Source organism: Micromonospora aurantiaca ATCC 27029 (genome assembly GCF_000145235.1).
Classification (GTDB): Bacteria; Actinomycetota; Actinomycetes; order Mycobacteriales; family Micromonosporaceae; genus Micromonospora; species Micromonospora aurantiaca.
The window spans coordinates 3609176-3626353 of record NC_014391.1 but is presented as its reverse complement, the minus strand read 5'-3'; the positions used below and the strand labels follow the sequence as shown (position 1 = coordinate 3626353).

17 protein-coding genes and 2 riboswitches are annotated in these 17178 nt (G+C 73.1%); of the genes, 9 read left to right on the top strand and 8 right to left on the bottom strand.

Going from position 1 to position 17178, the window contains the following annotated elements:
- Positions 1–73: 73 nt before the first annotated feature.
- The 4 genes from MICAU_RS15990 to MICAU_RS15975 all read left to right on the top strand — a co-directional run bounded on the left by MICAU_RS15990 (position 74) and on the right by MICAU_RS15975 (position 3340).
- Positions 74–667 (top strand): MerR family transcriptional regulator, encoded by a 594-nt coding sequence (locus MICAU_RS15990; protein ID WP_013286370.1) that lies wholly within the window; start codon positions 74–76, stop codon positions 665–667.
- A 437-nt stretch (positions 668–1104) separates the two neighbouring features.
- Positions 1105–1494: a group I truncated hemoglobin gene (locus MICAU_RS15985; protein WP_013286369.1), complete on the top strand. Its 390-nt coding sequence runs from the start codon at positions 1105–1107 to the stop codon at positions 1492–1494.
- 2 nt (positions 1495–1496) lie between these two features.
- Positions 1497–2663, top strand: coding sequence for a globin domain-containing protein (locus MICAU_RS15980; RefSeq protein ID WP_013286368.1), 1167 nt, complete (start codon positions 1497–1499; stop codon positions 2661–2663).
- A complete protein-coding gene (locus tag MICAU_RS15975; protein WP_013286367.1) occupies positions 2660–3340 on the top strand; it encodes a DivIVA domain-containing protein in 681 nt (226 codons plus the stop codon). Before MICAU_RS15980 ends, MICAU_RS15975 begins: the two co-directional genes overlap by 4 nt.
- A gap of 49 nt (positions 3341–3389) precedes the next feature.
- Here the strand turns inward: MICAU_RS15975 and MICAU_RS15970 are convergent, their stop codons facing one another.
- A complete protein-coding gene (locus MICAU_RS15970; protein ID WP_013286366.1) occupies positions 3390–4046 on the bottom strand; it encodes an NAD(P)H-binding protein in 657 nt (218 codons plus the stop codon).
- An 88-nt stretch (positions 4047–4134) separates the two neighbouring features.
- On the opposite strand from MICAU_RS15970, the gene MICAU_RS15965 reads away from it, so the two are divergent.
- Both MICAU_RS15965 and gcvP read left to right on the top strand, forming a co-directional pair.
- Entirely contained in the window at positions 4135–4977 is an 843-nt protein-coding gene (locus MICAU_RS15965; protein WP_030272221.1) for an NAD-dependent protein deacetylase, read from the top strand.
- A 57-nt stretch (positions 4978–5034) separates the two neighbouring features.
- A riboswitch (glycine riboswitch) is annotated at positions 5035–5125 on the top strand.
- Positions 5126–5198: 73 nt separating this feature from the next.
- The gene (gene gcvP, locus MICAU_RS15960; RefSeq protein WP_013286364.1) at positions 5199–8021 is read left to right on the top strand and encodes an aminomethyl-transferring glycine dehydrogenase; all 2823 of its coding nucleotides are present in this window, start codon (positions 5199–5201) and stop codon (positions 8019–8021) included.
- 94 nt (positions 8022–8115) lie between these two features.
- On the opposite strand, the gene MICAU_RS15955 is transcribed toward gcvP, so the two are convergent.
- Positions 8116–8316, bottom strand: a complete 201-nt coding sequence (locus MICAU_RS15955; RefSeq protein ID WP_013286363.1) for a DUF5999 family protein — start codon at positions 8314–8316, stop codon at positions 8116–8118.
- 123 nt (positions 8317–8439) lie between these two features.
- Here MICAU_RS15955 and MICAU_RS15950 point away from each other — a divergent pair, with 123 nt between their 5' ends.
- Positions 8440–9633 carry a chorismate-binding protein gene (locus MICAU_RS15950; protein WP_013286362.1) on the top strand — a complete coding sequence of 398 codons (1194 nt, stop codon included), beginning with the start codon at positions 8440–8442 and terminating at the stop codon, positions 9631–9633.
- Positions 9634–9756: 123 nt separating this feature from the next.
- Here MICAU_RS15950 and pip read toward each other — a convergent pair whose 3' ends face one another.
- Positions 9757–10707, bottom strand: a complete 951-nt coding sequence (pip, locus tag MICAU_RS15945) for a prolyl aminopeptidase (RefSeq protein WP_013286361.1) — start codon at positions 10705–10707, stop codon at positions 9757–9759.
- 99 nt (positions 10708–10806) lie between these two features.
- On the opposite strand from pip, the gene def reads away from it, so the two are divergent.
- Positions 10807–11316: a peptide deformylase gene (gene def, locus MICAU_RS15940; RefSeq protein WP_030272226.1), complete on the top strand. Its 510-nt coding sequence runs from the start codon at positions 10807–10809 to the stop codon at positions 11314–11316.
- Here the strand turns inward: def and MICAU_RS33460 are convergent.
- The gene (locus tag MICAU_RS33460) at positions 11296–12099 is read right to left on the bottom strand and encodes a GNAT family N-acetyltransferase (protein WP_013286359.1); all 804 of its coding nucleotides are present in this window, start codon (positions 12097–12099) and stop codon (positions 11296–11298) included. The two genes, def and MICAU_RS33460, sit on opposite strands and share 21 nt — an antisense overlap.
- The gene (locus MICAU_RS15930) at positions 12084–12857 is read right to left on the bottom strand and encodes a sulfite exporter TauE/SafE family protein (RefSeq protein WP_174361713.1); all 774 of its coding nucleotides are present in this window, start codon (positions 12855–12857) and stop codon (positions 12084–12086) included. The genes MICAU_RS33460 and MICAU_RS15930 overlap by 16 nt, the downstream gene beginning before the upstream one ends.
- Positions 12858–13031: 174 nt before the next feature.
- On the opposite strand from MICAU_RS15930, the gene MICAU_RS15925 reads away from it, so the two are divergent.
- Positions 13032–13811, top strand: coding sequence for an endonuclease/exonuclease/phosphatase family protein (locus MICAU_RS15925; RefSeq protein ID WP_013286357.1), 780 nt, complete (start codon positions 13032–13034; stop codon positions 13809–13811).
- Between the two features lie 3 nt (positions 13812–13814).
- On the opposite strand, the gene MICAU_RS15920 is transcribed toward MICAU_RS15925, so the two are convergent.
- The 3 genes from MICAU_RS15920 to MICAU_RS15910 form a co-directional block, all read right to left on the bottom strand.
- Positions 13815–14681 (bottom strand): bifunctional 5,10-methylenetetrahydrofolate dehydrogenase/5,10-methenyltetrahydrofolate cyclohydrolase, encoded by an 867-nt coding sequence (locus tag MICAU_RS15920; RefSeq protein ID WP_013286356.1) that lies wholly within the window; start codon positions 14679–14681, stop codon positions 13815–13817.
- Positions 14682–14694: 13 nt separating this feature from the next.
- Positions 14695–14776: riboswitch (ZMP/ZTP riboswitch) on the bottom strand.
- Positions 14774–15793, bottom strand: coding sequence for a hypothetical protein (locus tag MICAU_RS15915; protein WP_013286355.1), 1020 nt, complete (start codon positions 15791–15793; stop codon positions 14774–14776). (Overlaps the previous riboswitch by 3 nt.)
- Before the next feature lie 51 nt (positions 15794–15844).
- Positions 15845–16834, bottom strand: coding sequence for a tyrosine-type recombinase/integrase (locus MICAU_RS15910; RefSeq protein ID WP_041799035.1), 990 nt, complete (start codon positions 16832–16834; stop codon positions 15845–15847).
- Positions 16835–17178 lie beyond the last annotated feature (344 nt).

Here is a 17178-nt window from a genome sequence, read left to right as displayed (position 1 = left end):
GGTTGCCGTGTCGAGGGGTGCGCGTACGGGGAGTCGGCGCGGCACCGCCACGGGCGCGGGGAGGTTGGTCCGGATGCACGAGCCACGGGATCCTGGTCCGGGTGCGGAACAGCAGGCGGGTGTGGGGGCCGATCCGGCCGGTGACGGCGAGGTCGGCTACCGGGGTGTGACCGCGTGTTCGGCGGTGGGGATCAGTTACCGGCAGTTGGACTACTGGGCGCGTACGGCGCTGGTGGTGCCGAGTGTGCGCGACGCGTCGGGTTCGGGGACGTCGCGGTTGTACTCGTTCCGCGACCTGGTGGTGTTGAAGGTCGTGAAGCGGCTGCTGGACGCCGGGGTGTCGTTGCAGAACATCCGCAAGGCGATCGAGGCGTTGCGGTCGCGTGGGGTGGACGATCTGGCGGGCATCACGTTGATCTCCGACGGGACGACCGTGTACGAGTGCCGGTCGCCGGAGGAGGTGGTCGACCTGTTGCAGGGCGGCCAGGGGGTGTTCGGCATCGCGATCGGTGGCGCGTTCAAGGAGATCCAGGGTTCGTTGTCGCATCTGCCGGCGGAGCCGGTGGGTGGGCAGGAGCCGGCCGTGCCGGTGGTGGAGCCGGAGTCGGACTCGGAGTCGGTGGGTGACGAGCTGGCGGCGCGCCGGGCGCGGCGCCGGGCCGGGTGACCTGCGTCGCGTCTCGTTGACGGGATCGCGCCGCGCCCGAAAAAGGGTGCGGCGCGGTTCGTGTTTTGGTGACGGGGTGTGGTCCTCGCCTGTGGGCTGAGGCGATCGGACGGTGTGGACCGGGCCGGGTGAGAGTCGGTGCAGGTCACGGCACGTGTGCGCGTGATGTCCGAAAAGGACGGTACGTCGTGCGTGTTGACAGTCTGTGTGTGACCGGCTGCGGTGCGTCCATCGACTCGGGCCGCGTTGCTGACTGTCCGTGATTGACAGTTCTCGGGATCAGGACAGGGTCGGCGTGAAGTGTCGTTGCGGGCGCGCTATGGTCCGTTCCGGTCGTCGGCGTGTCGACGTCACGGCGGAACGCTGTGTGACGCCGCGCCGGACGGCGAGCCCCCTGCCGCGGCGCTGCCCGCGGACCCCTTGTGGAAGGACCGAGCATGACGGTGACGAGCGAGACCACCCCGATCTCCCACTACGAGCGCATCGGCGGCGCGGCCGCGGTGAAGGCCGCGGTGGAGCTGTTCTACGACAAGGTGCTGGCCGATCCGGATCTGGCCGGCTACTTCGCCGACGTGGACATGGTGGAGCAGCGGCGGCACCTGGCGCTGATGCTGGCGGTCGTGCTCGGCGGTCCCAACGAGTACGCGGGCCGTGGCCTGGAGGAGGCGCACCAGCCGCTGAACATCACCGGTGAGCACTACGCGAAGGTCGGTGAGCATCTGACCGCGACGCTGGTGGAGCTGGGCGTGCCCGCGGACGTGATCGCCGATGTGCAGGTCGTGCTCGGGCAGGTGCGGGAGCAGGTCGTGTCGGCGGGGGACGCCTGAGCGTGGACGTCGCACGGCTCAAGCAGAGCTGGTCCCTGGTTGCCGCGCACGGCGACCAGGTGCCGCTCTACTTCTATTCGACGCTGTTCCTGGCGCATCCGGAGACCCGGCAGATGTTCCCCACGAACATGGCCGGGCAGCGGGACCGTCTGGTGGCCGCGCTGGGGCATGTGGTGTCCCACGTGGACCAGGTGGACCGGCTGGTCGGGTTCCTGCGGGACCTCGGCGCGGATCACCGGAAGTTCGCGGTGCGCGCCGAGCACTACCCGGCGGTCGGTGAGGCGCTGCTGGCGACGTTGCGGCACTTCTGCGGTGAGGCGTGGACCGAGGAGCTGGCGGCCGACTGGACCGCCGCGTACGGGCTCGTCGCGCAGGTGATGACCGAGGGCGCGCAGGCCGCGGAGTCGAAGTCGCCGCCGTGGTGGGTGGCGGAGGTGCTGACCCACGAGCAGCGCACGTTCGACGTGGCGGTGCTGACCGTACGCCCGCAGTATCTGTTGCCGTTCACGCCCGGCCAGTCGATCGGGGTGTCGCATCCTGCGGTGCGGTCGTGGCGGTACTACTCGCCGGCGAACGCGCCGCGTCCGGATGGCACGGTGGAGCTGCACGTGCGGGCCGCGCCGGGTGGTGTGGTGTCGTCGCGTCTGGTGTACGGGTGCGCGGCCGGTGACCAGATCCACCTGGCGTCGCCGGTGGGCGACCGGTTGACGTTGTGGCAGGCCGGGTCGTCGGATCTGCTGCTGCTGGCCGGTGGGACCGGCTGGGCGCCGGTGAAGGCGCTGGTGGAGCAGGTCGCGGCGGAGGGTTCGGGCCGGCGGGTGGACCTGTACGTGGGTGCCCGTTCGCGGACAGAGTTCTACGACAGCGAGGCGATCGACAAGCTGGCGGCGACGCATCCGTGGCTGCGGGTGTCGTACGTGGCCGGTGCGGATCCGGCCCGGCCGGGCGAGTCGGTGCGCATCGCCGACCGGGTGCTGGCCGACGGGGACTGGCGGTCGCGGCACGTGTACGTGTGCGGCTCGGACGAGATGGTGGGTCATTCGGTGGCGGCGTTGACCGGTGCCGGGTTCCAGCCGGGCCAGGTGCACCACGAGGGTTACGGCAAGCACTGGTACGGCCCGGCGTGGCGGACGATGACGGGGGCTGACGAGTCGGAGGTGAGCCGGTGAGCGCGGGTCCGATCAGCAGTTACGACGCGCAGCAGGTGTCCGGTCCGGTGCAGGTGCGGTTGACCTCGGACCGGGTCCGGCGGTGGGAGTTCGGGTCGGCGGCGTTCACGCGGCGCGGCTACGACCAGACCGATGTGGACCGGTTCCGGTTGCAGGTGGCCGACGAGCTGGATCTGCTGGCGGCGCAGGTGGCGAACCTGCGGGCGGAGAACGAGCGGCTCAACGACCATCTGGAGCTGCACCGGCACGGGGTGATCCCGAGCACGGAGGCGGCGGTGGCGCCGGCGGCGAAGGAGGTCAACCTGTTGTCGGCGGCGCAGCGGGAGGCCGAGCAGATCATCGCGCAGGCCCACGACTATGCCCGCCGGGTCGCCGAGTACGCCCGTACCCAGTACGAGAGTTACATGCGGGCGGCGGCGGAGGAGGCGAAGCGGGAGGCCGAGCGGGCGGTGACGGAGTACCGCAGTACCGCGGGGAGCGGCTTCGACGACTCGGTGGCGACGCGTGAGGCGTTGCGGATCTTCGGCGAGATGATGATCTCGCACATGCAGGCGGCGGCCCGGCACCTCGACGACGGCAGTGAGCAGTTGTCGCGCACGATGGAGCGGATCGCCCGGGAGTTGCCGCAGGGCGGCGGGACCGCGCCGCAGCCGGCGTTGTCGCGGCACCAGCGTTGAGCGGCGTCCCGGCCCGTGTTCACGGCGGGCCGGGACGCGCCGGCGGGTGTCAGGCGGCGACGGCTGCGATCGCGTCGGCGATGGGGGTGTCTCCGCCGACGAGTTCCAGGGTGTGCCCGGCGGTGGCCGGGGCGTACAGCAGGGCGAGCAGCACCCGGGCCACGTCGGCGCGGCTGATCGCGCCGGCTTCGACGTGCCGGGCCAGGGTGATGCGGCCTGCGGGTTCGTCGTCGGTGAGGCGGCCGGGCCGCAGCACCGTCACGTCGAGGTCCCGCGCGGCGACGTCGTCCTCGGCGGCCTTCTTGGCCCGCAGGTACGCCGCCCACACGTCGTCGGTGCCCTCGGCGGGGGCGGTGTCCACGCCCATGGAGGAGACCAGCAGGTAGCGGCGTACCCCGGCTCGTACGGCGGCGTCGGCGAGCAGCACGGCGGCGCCGCGGTCGACGGTGTCCTTGCGGGCGGCGCCGCTGCCGGGTCCGGCGCCGGCGGCGAACACGACAGCGTCGGCGCCGGCCAGGTGGGCGGCGAGGGTGTCGACGTCGGTGTGTTCCAGGTCGCACACGACGGGTTCGGCGCCGGCGGCGCGCAGCGCGGCGGCGTGGTCGGGGTTGCGGATCAGTCCGAGCGCGGTGTCTCCGCGTCCGGCCAGTTCCCGCTCCAGCAGTTTGGCGATCTTTCCGTGCCCTCCGGCGATGACGACGCGCATGGGCTCAACCTAGCCCGCCTGGCCGCACCCCGCCGCGCGACCGCCGTACGGGTGGGAGGTGCGGGGTCCGGCGAGGGAGCATGGACGGGTGAGTGAGGCGTTCGAGGAGTTGACGCGGCTGGTGGCCGCCGGTGACGTGGTGGTGCTCAGCGGCGCGGGCCTGTCCACCGAGTCGGGCATCCCGGACTACCGGGGGCCCAGTGGCGCGGCGCGCCGGCACACCCCGATGACGTACCAGGAGTTCACCCGGGATCCGCTGGCCCGGCGGCGGTACTGGGCGCGCAGCCACCTGGGCTGGCAGACCATCGCGCGGGCGGCGCCCAACGACGGGCACCGGGCGGTGGCCCGGCTGCAGGACGCCGGGCTGCTCGGCGGGATCATCACCCAGAATGTCGACGGGCTGCACACCGCCGCCGGTGCCACCGGCGTGATCGAGCTGCACGGCCGCCTCGACGAGGTGACGTGCCTGGACTGCGGTAACGCCACCGGCCGCGACGAGCTGCACCGGCGGCTGTCCGAGGCGAACCCGGGCTTCGACGCGCGGGTGGCGCGCGTCAACCCCGACGGCGACGTGGACCTGCCCGACGAGGCGGTGACCGGGTTCCGCGCCGTCGACTGCGGGGTCTGCGGCACCGGCATGCTGAAACCGGACGTGGTGTTCTTCGGCGAGACGGTTCCCGCGCCCCGCGTCGCGGACTGTTTCGCGCTCGTCGAGCGGGCCCGGGCGCTGCTGGTGCTCGGGTCGTCGTTGACGGTGATGTCGGGGCGGCGGTTCGTGCTGCGGGCGGCCCGCCACGGCATCCCGGTGGCGATCGTCAACCAGGGCGTCACCCGCGGCGACGGGTACGCGGCGCTGCGCCTGGACGCGCCGCTGGGCGCGACGCTGTGCGCGCTGGCCGACCGGGTGGCGGCGGCTCCGGCGCCGGTGTGATCAACCCCCGGGACATGAGCCGGAAACACGCCCGCTGGTAGCGTGGGAAGTGCCGGTACCACCCACGTGGGAGAGACCGTCGATCCGACGGCGCCGAAGGGGCAGATTCTCCCCGGAACCTCTCAGGCAAAAGGACCACGTGGGCAGGCGCTGTGGAGCGCGTCAGCGCGACTCAGGGGGAGGCCGACCCGTCGACCTCGCCCCACCAAGGAGCGCAGCGCATGACCGCAGAGCAGTTCGCCGACCGGCACATCGGCCCCGGCCGCGACGACGAACGCCGGATGCTGGACACCGTCGGTTACGGCTCCGTCGACGAGCTGATGGACGCCGCGATCCCCGAGGTGATCCGCTGGCACGGCACCCTGGACCTGCCCGCCCCGGCCAGTGAGCGGGAGGCTGTCGCCGAGCTGCGCGCCCTGGCCGCCCGCAACACCGTCGCCGTGTCCATGATCGGCCTGGGTTACCACGGCACGCACACCCCGGCGGTGATCCGCCGCAACGTGCTGGAGAACCCCGCCTGGTACACCGCGTACACGCCGTACCAGCCGGAGATCAGCCAGGGCCGGCTGGAGGCGCTGCTGAACTTCCAGACCATGGTCACCGACCTGACCGCCCTGGCCACCGCGAACGCCTCGATGCTCGACGAGGGCACCGCCGCGGCCGAGGCGATGACGCTCGCGCGCCGCGCGTCCAAGAGCAAGAGCCCGGTGTACGTGGTCGACGCCGACGCGTTGCCGCAGACCGTCGCGGTGATCGCCAGCCGCGCCGAGCCGCTCGGCATCGAGGTGCGCGTGGTCGACGTCGAGCGTGACGAGCTGCCGGCGGAGTTCTTCGGCCTGCACCTGCAGTACCCGGGCGCCTCCGGCGCGGTCCGCGACCACCGGGCGCTTGTCGACGCGGCGCACGGCGTGGGCGCGCTGGTGACGGTCGCCGCGGATCTGCTGGCGTTGACGCTGCTGCGCCCGCCGGGCGAGATCGGCGCCGACATCGCCGCCGGCACCACCCAGCGGTTCGGCGTACCGATGGGCTTCGGTGGGCCGCACGCCGGTTACCTGGCGGTGCGCTCAGGCCTGGAGCGGATGCTGCCCGGCCGCCTCGTCGGGGTGTCCCGCGACGCCGACGGCAACCCGGCGTACCGGCTGGCGTTGCAGACCCGTGAGCAGCACATCCGCCGGGAGAAGGCGACCAGCAACATCTGCACCGCCCAGGTGCTCCTCGCGGTGATGGCCGGCATGTACGCCGTCTATCACGGCCCGGACGGGCTGCGCGCCATCGCCCGGCGTACCCACGAGGCGGCGGCGCGGCTCGCGGCCGGGCTGCGCGCCGGGGGCGTGCAGGTCGCGGAGGTCGCGTTCTTCGACACCGTCACCGCGACCGTGCCGGGCCGGGCCGCCGAGGTGGTCGCAGCCGCCGCGGCGCGCAACGTGAACCTGCGGCTGGTCGACGCCGACCGGGTCGGCGTCTCCTGCGACGAGACCACCACGCCCGCGCACCTGCAGGCGGTGTGGGGGGCGTTCGGCGTCGACGGGTTCGACGGCGACACCGACGCGGCCCTGCCGGACGGGCTGGCCCGCACGTCGGACTTCCTCACCCACCCGGTGTTCCACAGCCACCACTCGGAGACGGCGATGCTGCGCTACCTGCGCCGCCTGGCCGACTTCGACTACGCGCTGGACCGCGGCATGATCCCGCTGGGGTCGTGCACGATGAAGCTCAACGCCACCACCGAGATGGAACCGATCACCTGGCCGGAGTTCGCGCACCTGCACCCGTTCGCGCCGGACGAGCAGACCGCCGGGTACCGGGAGCTGATCGCGCAGCTGGAGGGCTGGCTGGCCGAGGTGACCGGCTACGACGCGGTCAGCGTGCAACCGAACGCCGGGTCGCAGGGTGAGCTGGCCGGGCTGCTGGCGATCCGCGGCTACCACCGGGAGCGCGGCGAGGGCCACCGCGACGTGTGCCTGATCCCGTCGTCGGCGCACGGCACGAACGCCGCGTCCGCCGTGATGGCCGGCATGCGGGTCGTGGTGGTCGGCTGCGACGCCGACGGCAACGTCGACCTGGTCGACCTCGACGCGAAGATCGACAAGCACCGGGACGCGCTCGCCGCGATCATGGTGACGTACCCGTCGACGCACGGCGTGTACGAGACCGGCATCGCCCAGCTGTGCGCGAAGGTCCACGACGCCGGCGGTCAGGTGTACGTCGACGGCGCGAACCTCAACGCGCTGGTCGGGTTCGCCAAGCCGGGCCGGTTCGGGGCGGACGTGTCGCACCTGAACCTGCACAAGACGTTCTGCATCCCGCACGGCGGCGGCGGCCCGGGTGTGGGCCCGGTGGCGGTGCGCTCGCACCTGGCGCCGTTCCTGCCCGGCGACCCGCTCGGCGCGCGCGCCGACGGGCGGCCGGCGATCTCGGCGGCGAACCACGGGTCGGCGGGGATCCTGCCGATCCCGTGGGCGTACCTGCGGATGATGGGCGCCGACGGGCTGGCCCGCGCGACCGGCGTGGCGGTCCTGGCGGCGAACTACGTCGCGGCGCGGCTGCGGTCGCATTTCCCGGTGCTGTACGCCGGCAACAAGGGCCTGGTCGCGCACGAGTGCATCCTGGACCTGCGTCCGTTGACCAAGGCCACCGGCGTGACCGTGGACGACGTGGCGAAGCGGCTGATCGACTACGGCTTCCACGCGCCGACGATGTCGTTCCCGGTGGCCGGGACGCTGATGGTGGAGCCGACCGAGAGCGAGGACCTGGCCGAGCTGGACCGCTTCTGCGACGCGATGATCGCGATTCGGGCGGAGATCGACAAGGTCGGCTCGGGGGAGTGGCCGGCGGGGGACAATCCGCTGTCCAACGCGCCGCACACCGCGGCGATGGTGTCGGCCGACGAGTGGCCGCACCCGTACCCGCGGTCGATGGGCGCCTACCCGGCGGGTGTTGACCGGGCGGGCCGGTACTGGCCTCCGGTGCGGCGCATCGACGGCGCGTACGGCGACCGGAACCTGGTCTGCTCGTGCCCCGCGCCGGAGGCGTTCGAGGACTGAGCGGCTGACGCCGGGGCGGTGGGCTCTCGCCGCCCCGGCCGGTGCGCCGGACGGTCATGACCGGCGCGTACGCTCACTGACGCTGCGTGATCGCTCAGGCGACGAGGGCGTGGCGGGCCGGACCCCGGTGCGGGGCGATGGTGCGCCCGTCGGGGAGCAGCTCACCGGTGTCCTCGAAGACGATGACACCGTTGCAGAGCAGGCTCCAGCCCTGCTCAGGGAAGCAGGCGAGTACGCGGGCGGCCTCGCGGTCGGTCGCGTCGGCGGAGGGGCAGGTGGGCTGGTGCTGACACATCGGGTTCTCCGGACTGTGGGGGCACTGTGTCATGGTTCACATGACCAGTGACGCACAGTACCAAGGAAAAGTGAGCGGCAACGAGCAAGGATGCGTCTTGTTCACCCAGAATGGGCTGAACGGATGACCCGTAACGGCCCGGACGTCGTGGAAGCGCTCCCACAGGTGGAGGTCGATGCTCCCGGCGCCCCGCCCGGATGCCGCCGCCGGCTCGTCGAGACCGCCCGGCTGCACTGGTCCGTCGGCGACGGCGGCGACCCCGCCGACCTGGCACAACGCTTCCTCGCCGCACACGGCATCGACCGCGGCGACCTCACCCGGCCCGGCCGCCACGACTCCGACGCCGGAGTGTGCGGCGCCGCGCTGTACCTGTCCGCCGCCGCCGGCGCGTACACCCTCGGCGTGTCGCCCGGCGCGCCCAGCCCCGCACCGGCGCTGCCCGACCTGGTCGTGGTCGTCTACCACCACACCGACCGCCCCACGGCGCCCCCGCCGCCGGCCCCGGCCCCGTGGCGGCTCGGACCCTGGCAGGACAGCTGGACCCCGGCCGCGCACGCCGCCGCCGTCGCCGCGGTCCGCGACGCCATCGCCCGCGGCGACGTCTACCAGGTCAACATCGTCGGCCACGCCGCCGCCGGCTACACCGGCGACCCGCTGCCCGCGCTGGCCCGCCTCGCCGCGCTACCCGGCGCCCGCTACGGCGGCACCCTGCACGGCCCCGGCTGGGCCCTCGGCTGCGCCTCCCCGGAAACCCTCATCGCCGTCGAACACGGCCGGCTGGTCACCCGCCCCATCAAGGGCACCCGCCCGGCCACCCCCGCCGGACGCCGCGACCTGCTCACCTCGGCCAAGGAACGCGCCGAACACGTCATGATCGTCGACCTGGAACGCAACGACCTGGCCCGCGTCGCCCGCACCGGCTCGGTACGCGTCGACGAGCTGTTCGCCGTACGCCGCTGGTGTGACCTGTGGCAGGCCGAGTCGACGGTGTCGGCGGCGCCCGCCGACGGCCTCGGCCTGGCCGACCTGCTGCGCGCGGTCTGCCCCGGCGGGTCGGTCACCGGCGCGCCCAAACACGCCGCCCTGGCCCACATCGCCGCGCTGGAGCCGGTCGGCCGCGGCGCGAGCATGGGGGCGCTCGGCTGGGTCGGACCCGACCGCCTCGACCTGGGCCTGACCATCCGCACCGCCGCCGCCGACGGGAACCTGCTGCACCTGTGGGCCGGGGGAGGCATCACCTGGGACAGCGACCCCGCCGCGGAGGTCGCCGAGGCCGCCGCCAAGGCCGCCCCGATCCGCGCCCTGCTCGCCGGCTGACGGGTCGCCCGGCGGCCCGGCCTTCTCGCGGCGGCCCGGCCTTCTCGCGGCGGCTCCGCGGGCCGGTAGCGGCCGTGCGCGGCGCCTCGGGCTACGCGGGCGGTGGCGGCCGTGCGCGGCGGCTCAGCCGGCGGCGGCGAACTCGTCGAGGGCGGCGACGACCCGCTCGCCGATGCCGTGCCCGCCGCCGTGACCGCCGGACTCCACGATCTCCAGCCGCGCGTCCGGCCAGCCCCGGGTCAGCAGCCACGCGATGTCCGGCGGCCCGCTGACGTCCAGCCGGCCCTGCACCAGCACCCCCGGAATGCCCGCCAGGCGGCCCGCGTCGCGCAGCACCTGCCCGTCCGGCTGGAAACCCCGGTTCGCGAAGTAGTGCGTCACCAGCCGGGCGAACCCGTACCGGAACACCGGATCGTCGAACCGGGGATCCGGCGCGAACCCACCGGCGAGCGACACGTGCACGTCCTCCCACTCGCACCAGTCCCGCGCCGCCTGCTCCCGCACCGCCGGGTCCGGGTCGTTCACCAGCCGCGCGTACGCCGCCGACAGGTCACCGTCACGGTCGGCCTCGGGCACCCCGCCACGGAACCGCGCCCACTCCTGCGGGAACACCCGGCCCATGTCCCGGGTCACCCACTCGATCTCCCGGTTCGTGTTGGCGACCACGCTGAACAGCACCAGCGCGCTGACCCGCCCCGGGTGCCGCTGCGCGTACGCCAGCGCCAGCGACGACCCCCACGACGCGCCGCACAGCAGCCACCTGTCGATCCCCAGATGCGCGCGCAGCAGCTCCATGTCGGCCAGCAGATGCCCGGTGGTGTTCACCGACAGGTCAGTGGACGGATCCGACGCCGGGGGAGCGCTGCGCTCACAACCACGCTGGTCGAACAACACGATCCGGTACGCGGCCGGATCGAACAGCCGCCGCCACGACGCGCCCGCCCCCGAACCGGGCCCACCGTGCACCACCAGCGCCGCCCGCCCGTCCGGATTGCCGCACGTCTCCCAGTACACGCGCTGCCCGTCCCCGACATCCAGCATCCCGTGCGCGTACGGCTCGATCGGCGGATACATACGGCGGCCTCCCTGCGACAGTGTCCGCACACCCTACGAGCCCCACCGCCCCGGCGGGTGCCCCCCGCGCAGCGGTAAGCAACGGATAGCCTTCCGGACATGACTATGCGCCCCATCCGGATCATCGGCGACCCCGTGCTGCGCACCCCCAGCGAACCCGTCACCAGCTTCGACGCCGAACTGCGCGCCCTCGTCACCGACCTGATGGACACGCTGCTCGGCGCACCCGGCCGCGCCGGCGTCGCCGCACCCCAGATCGGCGTCAACGCCCAGGTGTTCGTCTACGACGCCGACGGCCACCGCGGCCACATGATCAACCCCACGCTGGAGGTGTCCGACGAACTCCAGGACGACGAGGAGGGCTGCCTGTCCATCCCCGGCCTGTACTTCCCGACCCCCCGCGCGCTGCACGCCACCGCCCACGGCTACGACCAGCACGGCGAGCCGCTCACCGTCACCGGCAGCGGCTTCCTCGCCCGCGCCCTGCAACACGAGACCGACCACCTGCGCGGACGCCTCTACGTCGACACCCTGCGCGGCGACACCCGCCGCCGGGCCCTGCGCGAGATCCGCGCCGGCCGGTTCGACTCACCCAGCCGCGGCCGCTGACGTCAACGCGCACTCGGTGAACCCGGCCACCCGGGAGAACCCCAACCGCTCGTACAACCGCACCGCCGCCGCGTTGTCCGCCCGCACGTTCAACGTCACATGATCCACAGACGCGCGCAGCCGGGCACACAACGCCGCCACCACACCCGCACCCAGACCACGACCCCGCACGTCCGGATGCGTCGTCACGTTCCCCAGCGCCGCCACCCGCCAACGCGGCGAGAACACGTGCACCCCCGCCACCGCCACCAGCCGGCCGTGCTCCCGCACCCCCACGTACTGGCCCGTCTCCAGCATCCGCGCATCGAACCAGTTCCCCGGATACGCCACCGCGTACAACGCGGCCAGCTCCGCCGCGTCCGCCGGCCCCAACGGCTCACCCACCGCCGGCACCGCCGCCAGCCGCCCCGGATCCGTCAACGCCATCCGGTGATGCGCCGCCGCCTCCGACACCACGAACCAGCGGCCCAGCGTCGCCTCCAGACCGGGGGACAGGTGCGCCCACATCCGCGCCGGCAACACCGGCGCCGCCTCCGTCAGCAACCCGGCCATCTCCGCCACCCGCTCCGGCGCCGCGAACGCCAGCAACGTCGGCAACTCCACCCCGTGATACAGCAACACCACCTGGTCGCCACGCCGGAACCACGACGTGTACGGCCAGAAGAAATCGTCCAGATCACCCAACTGGTACGCGTGCAACACCGGATCCCGGCCCAGCAGACCCGCCAGCACCGCCCGGTCGTGCTCCGCCCGCACCGCCACCGCGATCAGCCCGCCGTCCACTGGTCGTAACCCAACCGGGCCACCAGCGCCAGCACCACCACCAGCAGCACCACCCGCACGAACCCGGCGCCCCGCCGCAACGCCATCCGCGCGCCCACAGCCGCCCCCACCACGTTGCACACCGCCATCGCCGCGCCCAACGCCCACCAGACGTGCCCGGTCAACCCGAACACCACAAGCGCGCCCAGGTTCGTGCCCGCGTTCACGACCTTCGCCATCGCCGAGGCATGCACGAAATCCGAACCCAGAATCGCGGTGAACGCCAGCACCAGGAACGTGCCGGTACCCGGCCCGATCAACCCGTCGTACAGAGCGATACCCAGACCGGCCACCGCCACCGCCACCACCACCCGCGCGGGGGTCCGCCGCTGCGGCGACGCCACCACACCAAGCGACGGCCGCGCCAGCACGAACACCGCCACCGCCACCAGCACCACGAGCACCACCGGCCGGTACGCGCTACCCGGCACCGCACCCGCCAACGCCGCACCCAACCCCGCCGTCAGCACCGCCAACCCGGCCGCCGAACCCGCCACCGCCCAGTCCAGCTTCGTGCGCCGCGCGTACGTCACCGCCGCCGTCGACGTACCGAAGATCGCCGCCAGCTTGTTCGTGCCCAACGCCGTCGCCACCGGCACACCCGGCGCCGCCACCAGCAACGCCGGCAACAACAACAGACCGCCGCCACCCACCACCGCGTCCACCCACCCCGCCAGAAGGGCAGCGGTCAGCAACGTCGTCAACGACAGGGCATCCACCGACGCATTCTGCCCACGCCGCCACCAGCGACGAGACCACCTGTGGCCAGCCTCACCGCCCCCGGCGACGCCGCAACCACACCCCGACCGACCCCACCGCCACGAACACCAGCATCGAACAGCACAGCAGTTTCAGCACCCAGCAAGACTCCCACGACGACGTAGGGTGTCCAGGTGCGCCTGGCCACCTTCAACCTGCTGCACGGCCGATCCCTCACCGACGGGCTCGTCGACCCCGACCGGCTCACCGCCGCCGTCACCGACCTCGACGCCGACGTCCTCGCCCTCCAGGAAGTCGACCGCGACCAGACCCGCAGCGGCAAACTCGACCTCACCGCCGTGGCCGCCCGCGCCCTGCACGCCGACCACCACCGCTTCGCCGCCGCCGTCGTCGGCACCCCCGGCGAACAGTTCCGCCCCCTCACCCACGACGACGACGGCCACGGCGAACCCCTCTACGGCATCGGCCTCATCAGCCGCCACCCCGTCCGCTCCTGGCAGGTCACCCGCCTGCGCGCTGCCCCCATCCGCTCACCCATCTACGCACCCGGCCCCGGCGGCGGACTCGTCCTGCTCCGCGACGAACCCCGCGTCGTGCTCGCCGCCGTCCTCGACACCCCCCACGGCCCCCTCACCGTCGCCGCCACCCACCTGTCCTTCGTCCCCGGCTGGAACATCTGGCAACTACGCCGCGTCGTGCGCGTCCTGCGCACCCTGCCCGCACCCCGGATCCTGCTCGGCGACCTCAACCTGCCCGCCGGACCCGCCGCCGCGCTCACCCGCTGGCAGCCCCTGGCCCGCCGCCCCACCTACCCGGCCGGGCAACCCCGCGTCCAGCTCGACCACATCCTCGCCGACCGGCACGGGCTCGACCGGCTGCCGGCCGTCACCGCCGTCCACACCCCGCTGGCGACCATCTCCGACCACCGGCCCCTCGTCGTCGACCTCGGCTGACGCTCAGCCCAGACCGCTCTGCCGCCGCGCCGCCTCCACCGCGTTGCGGAACAACATCGCCACCGTCGTCGGACCCACCCCGCCCACACGCGGCGTGATCGCCCCCGCCACCTCGGCACACGACTCGTCCACGTCCGGCAGCAGCCGCCGCCCCTCGTACCGCACCCCGCCACCGACCACCACCGCACCCGGACGCACATGCTCCGGCCGCACGATCCCCGGCACCCCCGCCGCCGCGATCAGGATCTCCGCCCGCCGCGTGTACCGCGGCCAGTCCGCCACCCCCGTGTGCACCACAGTCACCGCCGCGTTCGCCGTCGGCCGCTTCTGCGCCAGCAACATCGCCAGCGGCCGACCCAACGTCGCACCCCGGCCCAGGATCACCACCTCCCGGCCCGCCACCGGCACACCGTGGAACGCCAGCAACGCCTCGATCCCCGCCGGCGTACACGGCAACGGACCCGGCAACCCCAACGCCAGCCAGCCCATGTTCACCGGATGCATCCCGTCCACGTCCTTGTCCGGATCCAGCACCGCCAACGCCCGGTCGTAGTCCAGGTGACCCGGAATCGGATACTGCACCAGCACCCCGTGCACCGTCTTGTCCGCGTTGAAATCCGCCAGCACCGCATGCAGATCCGCCTGCGACGCCGACGCCGGCAGATGCACGTGCGGCGACACGAACCCCAGCTCCGCCGCCTGACGCTGCTTGATCCGGATATAACCCGCGCTCGCGTCGTCGTCACCCACCAGCACCGTCGCCAGCGCCGGCGTCACCCCCGCCGCACGCAGCTCCGCCACCGACGCGGCGACCTCCGACAACACCTGCTCCGCCACCGGGGCACCCGGCAACAACCGCGCAGAAGACATACGACACCTCGCCCGCGGAGGCCCAGGCGGTCGACCCCCGCGACGAGCTCCCCGATGGTTCACCCATCCCCGTGCCGCCAGTCGCGTTCCCCTCAGCCTGCCACAGCCTCCACCGCCACCGCATCCACCACCGACTGCCACCCCGGCAACGCCGCCAGCAAACCGTCCGCCCGCCGCCGCCGGTCCGCCGCCGACGCCACCCCCAGATCAGCCAGCACCGCCCCGAACGCCCGCTCCCACTCCGGCGCCACCACGCCCGACACCACATGACACCGCGCCCACGTCACCAGCACCCAGAACATCGCCTCCCGATGCCGGCCCGCCTCGATCAGCTCAGCCGCACCGTCGAACACCACCGGACGCCCCGCAGCGCCCAGATCCGCCCCGAACGCGAACCCCTCCCGCGGCAACCGCGACACCTCGTCGAACACCACCGCCAACCCGGCCAGATGCTCCCGCACCCGCGCCGCGTCCACACCCACCCCGCCGCCGTCGAGCGTGTCCAGCAGGCCCGCGTACCGATCCGCGAACCCGAACCGCGACAGCACCCGCTCCGCCCGCACGTACCGCCGCCGCACCGTCGGATCCGCCAGACCCGCCACCGCCGGCCACACCGCCAGCAACGACGTCGGAAACACCCACGCCAGCACCTGCTCCGCCACCGGCGCCGAACCGCCCACCGCCCGCAACCCGGCCTCGATGCGCCGCCGCACCCCCGCGCACCGCTCCCGCACCCACACCGGATCCGCGAACCCCGCCGCCACCCGCTCCCGCACTGCGGCCAGCCGCCCCGACGGATCCGCGATCACCCCATCGGTACGGAACATCGGCGCGAACACCCACGACCCCAGCACGTCCTCCGGGCCACCCAACTCCTCCCACGTGACAGTGCTGACCTCCAGCAGCACCCCCCGGTGCACGAACTTGCCCACCTTCACACCGGGCTCCCGGCGTACCAGCAGCACGTCCACGTCCGACCACACCGGCAGCACCGCGTCGTCCGGCAACCCCACAGTCGACCCGCTGAACAACGCCCCCTCGATCGACGGGTCGACGCGCATCCGCTCCCGCACCCACCCGACAGCCACCGCCCGCGCCGCACCCACCCGCATCTCGCCGATCCTGCCAGCGCGCCACCCCACACGCCGCCCGCCGCACGACACTCACCGCCGCGGCGCCAGCCCCGACAACGCCCGGTTGGTACGGTTCGCCGCCACCGCCGCCCGCTGCTGACCCGCCGTCACCTCGATGTACGTCTGCGACGACGCCAACGACGCGTGCCCCAGCAACCGCATGATCTCCGCCGCGCTCGCCCCGTCCTCCGCCAACCGCGTCGCGAACGTGTGCCGCAACGCGTGCAACCGCGCACCCCGAGGCACCCGGTCACCGATGCCCGACCGCCGGTAACACGACTCCACCAGGTACTGCAGACCACCCCGCCGCAACGCCTCACCCTGACGATCCACCAGGAACGGCGCGTCCGGCCGCACACTGCGCGACCCGAACCGGAGCCGCCGGCTGTCCAGATAACCCGCCAGCACCCGGTCCACGCCGTCCTCGATCGGCACCGTACGCGGCCGCCCGCCCTTGCCCGCCACGTCCACCCGCCGCTCACCGTCGCGCCCGGCCACCGACGACACCCGCAGCGCCAGCAGCTCCGACAGCCGCAACCCCGCGCACAACGCCAGCGCCAGCACCGCCAGGTCGCGCTCCGGCCACGGATCACGCTGCCGGCCCTCCGCCCGGGCCACCGCCGCCAGCAACTCCTCCGGGGTGTCCTCGCCCCGCAGCGGCTTGGGCCGGGGGAGCGGCGTACGGGGCCGCCCCACCGCCGGCATCGGATTCCCCGGTACGACACCCTCGGCGACCAGGAACGTGAAGAAGCTGTTCCACGTCGACCAGGCACGATGGACCGACGCGGCGGCACGGGGAGCGGCGAACCGCGCGAACGCCGCGCGCATCACCTTGGGGGAGAGGGTGCTGACCGGTAGGCGCAGGGGAGAGGCGTCACCGGCCGCCGCCACCAGCTCGGCCACAGTGGTCAGATCCCGCCGGTACGCGGCCAGGGTGTGGGGGGAGGGCTTACGGGTGGCCCGGGCGGTCAGGAACTCCTCAATAAGAGCGCCTACCGTTCCGTCCGGTTTGTCATGCATAAGGGATATTATGCATGATTCTCGCGTTCCCGTCAGGAGGCGCATCAGGGGAGCGCGGGCGATCAAAGCCATGATCAACTCCATCTCGCCGAGATGGCGGTAATCCCAGTGCTCCGATGCAGCCACATCGGCGAACTGGCGGCGGCTCCGGCGATCATGAGGTTGGCCGGGAGTGCCGTCTAATTTGTCGCCGCCAACTTCATGATCGGCGGACGGTGGGTGGAGCGAGGTGGGATCCGGCGGGGGATGCGCGGGTCGCCTGGTGGGTGGGCCGGCCCGATGATTGGTGCCTGGGCGCAACGGCGGCGACATCGTGTCCGGAGGTGCGAGCCGGCTCGCGGCGA

What these genes read in the sequence shown, in the direction of transcription:
- MICAU_RS15990 (WP_013286370.1), top strand. Translation starts at nt 74, where the DNA reads ATGCACGAGCCACGGGATCCTGGTCCGGGTGCGGAACAGCAGGCGGGT.
- MICAU_RS15985 (WP_013286369.1), top strand. Translation starts at nt 1,105, where the DNA reads ATGACGGTGACGAGCGAGACCACCCCGATCTCCCACTACGAGCGCATC.
- MICAU_RS15970 (WP_013286366.1), bottom strand. Translation starts at nt 4,046, where the DNA reads ATGCGCGTCGTCATCGCCGGAGGGCACGGAAAGATCGCCAAACTGCTG.
- gcvP (WP_013286364.1), top strand. Translation starts at nt 5,199, where the DNA reads ATGACCGCAGAGCAGTTCGCCGACCGGCACATCGGCCCCGGCCGCGAC.
- MICAU_RS15955 (WP_013286363.1), bottom strand. Translation starts at nt 8,316, where the DNA reads ATGTGTCAGCACCAGCCCACCTGCCCCTCCGCCGACGCGACCGACCGC.
- MICAU_RS15950 (WP_013286362.1), top strand. Translation starts at nt 8,440, where the DNA reads ATGACCCGTAACGGCCCGGACGTCGTGGAAGCGCTCCCACAGGTGGAG.
- pip (WP_013286361.1), bottom strand. Translation starts at nt 10,707, where the DNA reads ATGTATCCGCCGATCGAGCCGTACGCGCACGGGATGCTGGATGTCGGG.
- def (WP_030272226.1), top strand. Translation starts at nt 10,807, where the DNA reads ATGACTATGCGCCCCATCCGGATCATCGGCGACCCCGTGCTGCGCACC.
- MICAU_RS15920 (WP_013286356.1), bottom strand. Translation starts at nt 14,681, where the DNA reads ATGTCTTCTGCGCGGTTGTTGCCGGGTGCCCCGGTGGCGGAGCAGGTG.
- MICAU_RS15915 (WP_013286355.1), bottom strand. Translation starts at nt 15,793, where the DNA reads ATGCGGGTGGGTGCGGCGCGGGCGGTGGCTGTCGGGTGGGTGCGGGAG.
- MICAU_RS15910 (WP_041799035.1), bottom strand. Translation starts at nt 16,834, where the DNA reads ATGCATGACAAACCGGACGGAACGGTAGGCGCTCTTATTGAGGAGTTC.